Here is a 7,281-nt window from a genome sequence, read left to right on the forward strand (position 1 = left end):
AAGCTCTTTCTTGGTCAGTAACATTAACGGATAACAGCGTACACCAATAGCAAGAGGGCCGGATGATAAAAGGCATCGCTAACTTTAGCCTAACCCGGCACTTTTCATTACAATAGGCTAAAGCACTTTACAGACTTTAGAGTAAACGATACATGGCCCAACCCAACAAGAAAGGTCCTTCGCGCACCGTCGATGTTTTCTGCGCTAAGTGTAAAGCACCATTGTTTAAGTATCGTAAGGGAGGTAAAGGCGCCTTAATCAAATGCTTTAAGGAGCGTATTGTCGAAGACAACACCAAGGTTCCTTGCACATGCCCTGAATGCAGCCAGATATTTGCCAGAGATACCTTAGTGAGAGGCGCACCAGCCTTTAAAATGGTGGGAGGCAAAGTTACCTTTAAATAATGACATCCTATAACGAGAAATGCAGGCCAAATAACTAAGGAAGCTAATAACTTGTTTAATAGGTACTTAGCAGCCCTAGTTTACGTTAATTATCTACACTTTATTGGCTAACGGTGCAAGTTGCTGTAAACAACGAGACTGTTCCATCCAACGATCTTCTAAAGGTATTTTGTTAATACACTTAATAGATGAATTAACGCGGCGCAAACGTTCTTCAGTCAAATTGACCTCACAACGATTAGCATAAGTCGATGGCCATGAGCCACCCGCTCCGGTCAGCGAACCAATTAATTCACATTCGTCAGATCTATAAGTACTCCAGGACAGTTGCTGTGCGGTTAAAGCCGAGATAACACGAGAGTCAGGCTGTTTTTCACCATCATAATTAGGGGCATCAGACAACAGAGCGATGAGCTCATCATGCTTTATTTTCAATTGAGCAGATGCCTTGTTCAAACTGTTAACTAATGTCAAACCAGTATGCATAGCGCTGCCTTCTGGCCAACACTCGGGACGATCGGTACAGTTTTCTAGCGCTTTATCTTTTTTAGCCTCTGTTTCAGGCCAAGCATTTAACGCCAACGCTCTAGATTGGTATTTATCTAAAATACAAACATCAGTCTCACATGCATTTCGTTGTGTTAACCAAGCACGCTGACCATTAATTAAATCATTAACATATTTAGCTTGGCTTTTAATATTGCTATAAAGCGTTGCTAACGCCTCATCTGCCTTTGAAATATCAGGGTTAGCACATATGTTCTTTTCTATCGCGCTTCTGGCCAGCGAGCAATCAAAACTGGCACCTTGCACTGAAAATACGGATATCAATCCTAAGATATAAATGATTTTTCTCAACTGAGTTCCTTGTTAATGTTTGACCAAAATTAAATCATGCTAGTTCGAAATAGCGTAGATTAAGTTCATTTGCTCAATTTTTCGTTTTTATTAAAAAAATAAAACCTGACATCACTATCTTTGAAAGCTGACTTCATTTTCAAAAAATTACCCATAGTAAAGACGTGAAGTCGTGAAGTCGTGAAGTTTACAGCAGACTTTCAACACCCAAAAAGTCTAACGCCAACAGCAGGCTAACGCCAATAATCATAAAAACAACCAGACTTATCAAGCTGACAAAAAGTACTCGCCAGTTAGAATGAAAATCTAAATCATCGTTATTGGAGATGACTTCTTTTGTAAATTGAAACTTTTCAACTAACAGTCTCGTAGAAATAATCGTGATTATAGGAATGATCATATTTGGAAAGTTTTCTGGCAAAAAAGGTAAAATTGAGATGAAAAATGTAATAACCAAAGCACCATAGCGATTCGTTTTTTTAACGGCTTCATCATCATTCAAGACGACAAAGTTCTGTTTTATGAAAAAAACTGAAGCTATTGGCCCTCCTAAAAATGCGCCTAGACTAGCTTGAACGGGTGAGTAGACTTTGCTTCCTGACATATACAACTTCCTTGTTTGCTTTACGCTGTTTTAAGCGATGAATCATAACGTACTAAAATGTGGAACGAAATAGAACCTAAAGAATGAGTAACTTGGTTCGTTGAATACACCTAACAGGAGACCTTGCCCCCAACACTCGCGCACCATTGCTGTATAAAAGAGTAACTATTTTTCCCAAACAAGTTTTAATCTATAAAGCTCAGCGAGACTGAGATTTAATCAGTAAAAAAGCTGTTTGTCTGCCATTTAAATACCACACTCCCGATCCGTCAAAAATGGCATCTTCTTCTAGCATAATTCTGATTTCTTTTTTCCACGGCTCAATATAAACAGCATTGTTAAGCTCAATTGAATAGGCCGTATTGAGGTGTAATGGGTAGTCACCATCACCAGGAACCCCATCTTGCGAATCCCACATTCCCAGTGTCGTACCTGCGGCATGGCCATGATAACCCAGCGGGTGAGTATAAATTGTGGGCGTTAATCCTTGTAAAATTGCACGTTCACGAGAGCGTTTTAATACTTGGTTACCAGTAAGACCTTCAGCAAATTGTCCGGTAAATACATCTTGTAGTTTATTCCCTGATAACAGCGCCTGTTGTAAATATTGTGGTGCTTCGCTTTCGCCTGGCTTGAGTACATAAGCATGCTGCTGCGTATCCGTATTTAAACGTAAATAGGTTATGCCAAAATCAACATGCAGTAGATCGCCCGGTAAAATAATTTGCTTATTATTGTCATGGGTAACACTCGACTCGCGCGCTAAGGCAACATCATCACTACGCTGAATTGATACACTTGGATGAAACCAAGTTTGTAACTTGAGCTCAACGATACGCTCTCGTAGCCACCAAACCACATCATCAGTCGTTGTTTCCCCAGGGATAATGACTTGGTTAGAAAATGCTTCAGCAATAATTGCATGAGCCAATTTTACGATATCTTTATAAACGGCAATTTCTTCAGGTATTCGTTGCTCCAACCATCCTACGGCGACGGGTTCAGCTGAAACTATTTTTGTTTTATATTTTTCGGGTAAATGCGCTAACAAATTTTCTTTATCTGTTGCGACTAGTCCATCGGCGTGAGCCCAATGTTCCGATTGATTAACACCTATGGTATTGGGTTGATAGCTTTCAATTAACTCATTAAGAGCCAACCATTGATTGGGTTGTTTTGATTTATCCCACGCTTTTTCGAAAACATTACCAACGTTATAAGGCGCGATTGCATAAGCATCAACACTGCCGTCACCTTTACGAGCAAATACCAGTATTGTTGTGCGGCGAGCAGATATCCATGTAGCAGGTAATAGCGTTTTAATAACAGGGTCTTCATTGTATTCACGACTAATGATTACCCACAGATCGAGCTTATGTTCATTCATCAACTTGGGTAATAATAGCTCTACCCGCTTAGCCAGTATGCTGTCAATAAACTCAGCTCTGTCGCGCATAGGCAATATCTCAACTACAACTGTGGCAGATGAACTTGCCGAAAAAGTTGCAACTATAACAATTGTTAAGTAAATCCAATGAATCAAGCGCAAAATAAACTCCTTTTATCTGCCATAAGGCGTAAAACAGATGTACGATTTTGATATTAATTTTCACATCGTCCCAAAACCGAAAACATACGATGCCGTTATCACTCTTTAATATTTCGAATACCAACAAACCAAAGCGAAAATGCCACGGCTAATGAATAATATGTGACCATTAACGAAAACAAAATATCGGTCGTAATGATCGCCGTTATCGCACAAGGAATAACAACTGCCAATAATAATGAGCCCAACGACAGCACGTTATAACGCCAAAGCGCATACCAGGCTAAGCTGCCATATGTCGCGGTAATAACATAAGCAACGCAAATGCCCCACAAACTGATAAATATTACATTAAAAATCGCATCAATTAAGTTTTGAACAGTAAATTGATTAACCACGGCAATTAAAGCCCAAATAAGTGTTGCAGGCAGTACCGCAAGCGGAGCAATTAGCACACCTCGCCAAAAGGCAATTTTAATAGCACTATTTTGCTTCATAAGTTTCTCACGTCCGACTTGCAATAAGTGCCCCAAGGGGGCTGGTGGTTAACCAAGCTGATTAACCAAATTAATCAAGCCATTTCTCGCTTATTGGTTGGGTTTAGGAGCGGTTTACACTTTGCTCTATGTACTTAATGTATTATCAATAGGACGTTGAACGGCATAATTAACACGTTTGGTTTTTAGTAAATATAATTGTGCTACTAATAAATTTGGAACCCAAGCAACCCAAGAAATTGCAATATAAGACGTTATAAAGTCTACATTAAATAACCACGGAAATGATGGTAGATACAATCTAAGGGTAATTGCTGAACAAGTTAAAGAGTAGTTTATTATCATCCAATAGCGATGTGCATTTACGTTACCTTTCTTGATTTGCACAAATGCCATACTTACAGTAAAGAGCCATAAAACAAATTAGATGCGCGTGTATGGCATGTAAGCTTACTTTTCTAGGTTATACTTAGAAGATGTGTTTTGGCATAGTGATTAATCACTACAGAATTTGGTAATGCCGCAAAAGATTCATTTTATTCACTATCACTTGCTATCACTGACTTGCTACGATCTAAAAACAGCTTAGCTACACAAACCAATTCTGTCCGATATAAAATAGTAAGCCAGTGTCCATCAACATCTTTGGGTGGCCATAGTGATTTTATATTGATTTTGGCCAAGTTTATAAATGCAGTAATTAATAGACCGAATAATAGAAAGCGGAAAAGCCAAATGCTAACTCAATCAATAAATGAAACGTTAATGCTGGCCATAAACTGCGCGTCTTAATGGTTAAATAAGACAATAATGGCGAGGCAAAGATCATACCTATAGCTTCGTAAATCGGTTTTTTTATGTGGAATAATACTTCAAAGATGCAGACAATAACGGTCATTATCACAGCCGCCGCCGTCGGGTTGATTTTGTAATGCTGAGTTAAACAATATTGGCCACCACCCAATAAAAATCCTCGGTGAAGCACCTCCCAGCCAATGATAGTCGATACGGTAAAAATTAAAAAACGTTGAAACTTCCCTGCCTCTCTTAGCCCCTCTAAAGAACTGCCATGACGATAATAAGATAAATAATCTGCGGCAAAAAATTGTAGATAAACGAATAAACAAAGCAAAAGACCCAAAAACGCAGCCATAAGTAGCAGGTTTTCACGATTAATTGTTGGTTTAGAGAAGTACAATTGTTTTAACGGTATGGCCAGCAATAAAACGAGAACAAATGGAAAGATTAATCGACTTATAATCCAATAACCTTTAACCCCTCCTGAAGCTAAAAAGTTATTGCTGACATACACACCAACAACCTGTGTCAGTAATATCACTATTAATAATATACAAAAAGGAGCCGCCATTTTAATGGTAAGGCTCTGATCTTGGTGTGGCATACTCATTCTTCCATTCAGGCTTTTTATAAGATTGGAGTGTAATTGAACCACCTTTCATATGTGAGATCGATTATTATCAGCAACATACATTATTTACAACTAATCTTGCTATCAAAATTTTGGTCTAACAAATAGCGTGCTTAATAAGCAGAAAATCAGTATAAAAATATGTGAATAACCCCATTCTCGGCGATGCTCAACGTTCTCACCTGTCGAGTTATCAATCCCGCAAAGAAAAGCATTACGTACTAAACGCGAGCAACAGTGGCAACTTTCTATATACAGGGAAAAGGCGTGTCATTTAAGCTAACAATGGTTTGTTTTGGCCTGATCTGGCCATCTTTAATTACCCTTTTAAAAAGGTAATTAAAGCGTTTTTTCATTGTTAATTGCTAATTTTTTAGACAACAACTTTGGGTGGCCATGTTAATTCCAGTTAATTCCCTTAATTCCCTTAATTCGTATCAGGCGACATTAAATATGATTACAATCCCACACTCTTGTTACAGGTATCAACATTCTCTGGTGTGCAAACTGTGATAGGAGTGTAAATTGTTTTCTCATATTTTTGTTCTGTTACAATCTTATAAAGTGTCAAAATGGCTTGTCTTCCCATTTCATATGGGTTTTGACCAATATTGATATGAGCAAGTTGATCTTCCAACATAGTTAATTGTTCAGAAGATGTATCAGTAATAATAATGATGACCTTGTTGTTATTAATTTTTGCCTGGTACGGGGCAATCATTTTACGGTAAAGTGCTTGATCATTTTGTGCCCAACCACCAACAGTAATAAAGGAATCTGCTTTTACAGGTTTACCTTTCATTACAGACTCCATTTGATTAACAGATTGATCCAGCTGATCAAAATTAAAAAAAGGTTCTCTAACTTCAGTCCAGCCCGAGTCGTTATTAAGCAATTCGCCAGGAGGTGTATCGTATTTTTTCCCCGATAATGCGGAACGAACACCCATAAGTCTTAAATTCAGATTAGGAGAATCTGGTCGCCCAGATTGCATTATTAGCGTTCCCCCATTGGGCCGAAGTTTTTTTAACTCTTCACCTAATGATTTACCCAATTCAAAATTATCAGTGCCTATATAGGCTAGACGTATATTATTAGGGTCTTCGTTGATTGAAGCATCAAAATCAGAGTCATAGGTAATAATCGGTATGCCTGCTTCTTTAACTCTCTTCAGGCTATTGTTAACGAGATATTTAGACTGTGTAACGGCTACCGCGATACCATCGACACCTTCATCAATCAATTGATTTATTACCTGATCTTGCATCCTAACATTACTTATATCTGGTCCTCGATATATGCATTTCACGCCTTTTATTTGAGCGGCGGCATCTATACAACCAGCTTTACTTTGCTCAAAAAAAACACTATTAAATTTAGGTACTACAGCAAGTTTCAATTCTTTTCCATAGACAGAAAATATGGGTATTAGACTAAAGACAATAAACAGTACAAGTGATCTCGCCATACCCCCTCCAGAAATAAATCAAAACGCTACTTTACTTACAATAAAATATAGCAAAGGAATTCATTTAAAGATACGAGCTGAAACGGTATTACCGAACATATCAGTGTAGGCTAATCGATATTGTTGTGTTTTGAACTCCCCCATGCGTCAGGATAGCAACACCATACCAGTAACCAATAGGTTCTAATTTTTGAATGCCTGTCTTAATAATGAAGCGATGACTTCCCTCCCATCATCACTATGCCAGATGCTATTTAAGCTACATCGCCTGCACTAGATTTTATAAAGAATGATACCTCATCAAAACAATGCCATCAAAACAATGCCATCAAAACAATGCTACCCATCATTTAAATACAAAACAATGCAAATACAAAACAATGCCAAAACAATGCTGCCAAAACAATGCCACCCATCATTTAAATAAGTAACATATCTCGTTTTCATTGCTTTGGAGAGAGTTCAGCTCGAT

Annotated in this window: 7 protein-coding genes and 1 pseudogene; 1 reads left to right on the forward strand and 7 read right to left on the reverse strand. The window is 38.1% G+C overall.

Annotated elements, in window-relative coordinates; translation table 11 throughout:
* The first annotated feature begins 152 nt into the window (after window positions 1-152).
* Window positions 153-404 (forward strand): hypothetical protein, encoded by a 252-nt coding sequence (locus tag AAEY98_RS21345; RefSeq protein ID WP_101086111.1) that lies wholly within the window; start codon window positions 153-155, stop codon window positions 402-404.
* Window positions 405-497: 93 nt separating this feature from the next.
* Here the strand turns inward: AAEY98_RS21345 and AAEY98_RS21350 are convergent, their stop codons facing one another.
* The 7 genes and pseudogenes from AAEY98_RS21350 to AAEY98_RS21380 form a co-directional block, all read right to left on the reverse strand.
* On the reverse strand, window positions 498-1,262 hold the full coding sequence (locus AAEY98_RS21350; RefSeq protein WP_101086112.1) for a lysozyme inhibitor LprI family protein: 765 nt from the start codon (window positions 1,260-1,262) through the stop codon (window positions 498-500).
* A gap of 187 nt (window positions 1,263-1,449) precedes the next feature.
* Window positions 1,450-1,866: a hypothetical protein gene (locus tag AAEY98_RS21355; protein WP_192115472.1), complete on the reverse strand. Its 417-nt coding sequence runs from the start codon at window positions 1,864-1,866 to the stop codon at window positions 1,450-1,452.
* A gap of 199 nt (window positions 1,867-2,065) precedes the next feature.
* Window positions 2,066-3,415: a M24 family metallopeptidase gene (locus AAEY98_RS21360; protein WP_502959658.1), complete on the reverse strand. Its 1,350-nt coding sequence runs from the start codon at window positions 3,413-3,415 to the stop codon at window positions 2,066-2,068.
* 98 nt (window positions 3,416-3,513) lie between these two features.
* Window positions 3,514-3,912, reverse strand: coding sequence for a hypothetical protein (locus AAEY98_RS21365; RefSeq protein ID WP_351019537.1), 399 nt, complete (start codon window positions 3,910-3,912; stop codon window positions 3,514-3,516).
* A gap of 126 nt (window positions 3,913-4,038) precedes the next feature.
* Window positions 4,039-4,320: pseudogene (locus tag AAEY98_RS21370) on the reverse strand (DUF2306 domain-containing protein); the annotation flags it as partial.
* 292 nt (window positions 4,321-4,612) lie between these two features.
* The gene (locus tag AAEY98_RS21375) at window positions 4,613-5,314 is read right to left on the reverse strand and encodes a CPBP family glutamic-type intramembrane protease (RefSeq protein ID WP_351019540.1); all 702 of its coding nucleotides are present in this window, start codon (window positions 5,312-5,314) and stop codon (window positions 4,613-4,615) included.
* 484 nt (window positions 5,315-5,798) lie between these two features.
* Window positions 5,799-6,809 (reverse strand): substrate-binding domain-containing protein, encoded by a 1,011-nt coding sequence (locus tag AAEY98_RS21380; protein WP_351019543.1) that lies wholly within the window; start codon window positions 6,807-6,809, stop codon window positions 5,799-5,801.
* Window positions 6,810-7,281: the final 472 nt, after the last annotated feature.

Origin of the sequence: Shewanella sp. AC91-MNA-CIBAN-0169, assembly GCF_040310165.1 — a bacterium.
Classification (GTDB): domain Bacteria; phylum Pseudomonadota; class Gammaproteobacteria; order Enterobacterales; family Shewanellaceae; genus Shewanella.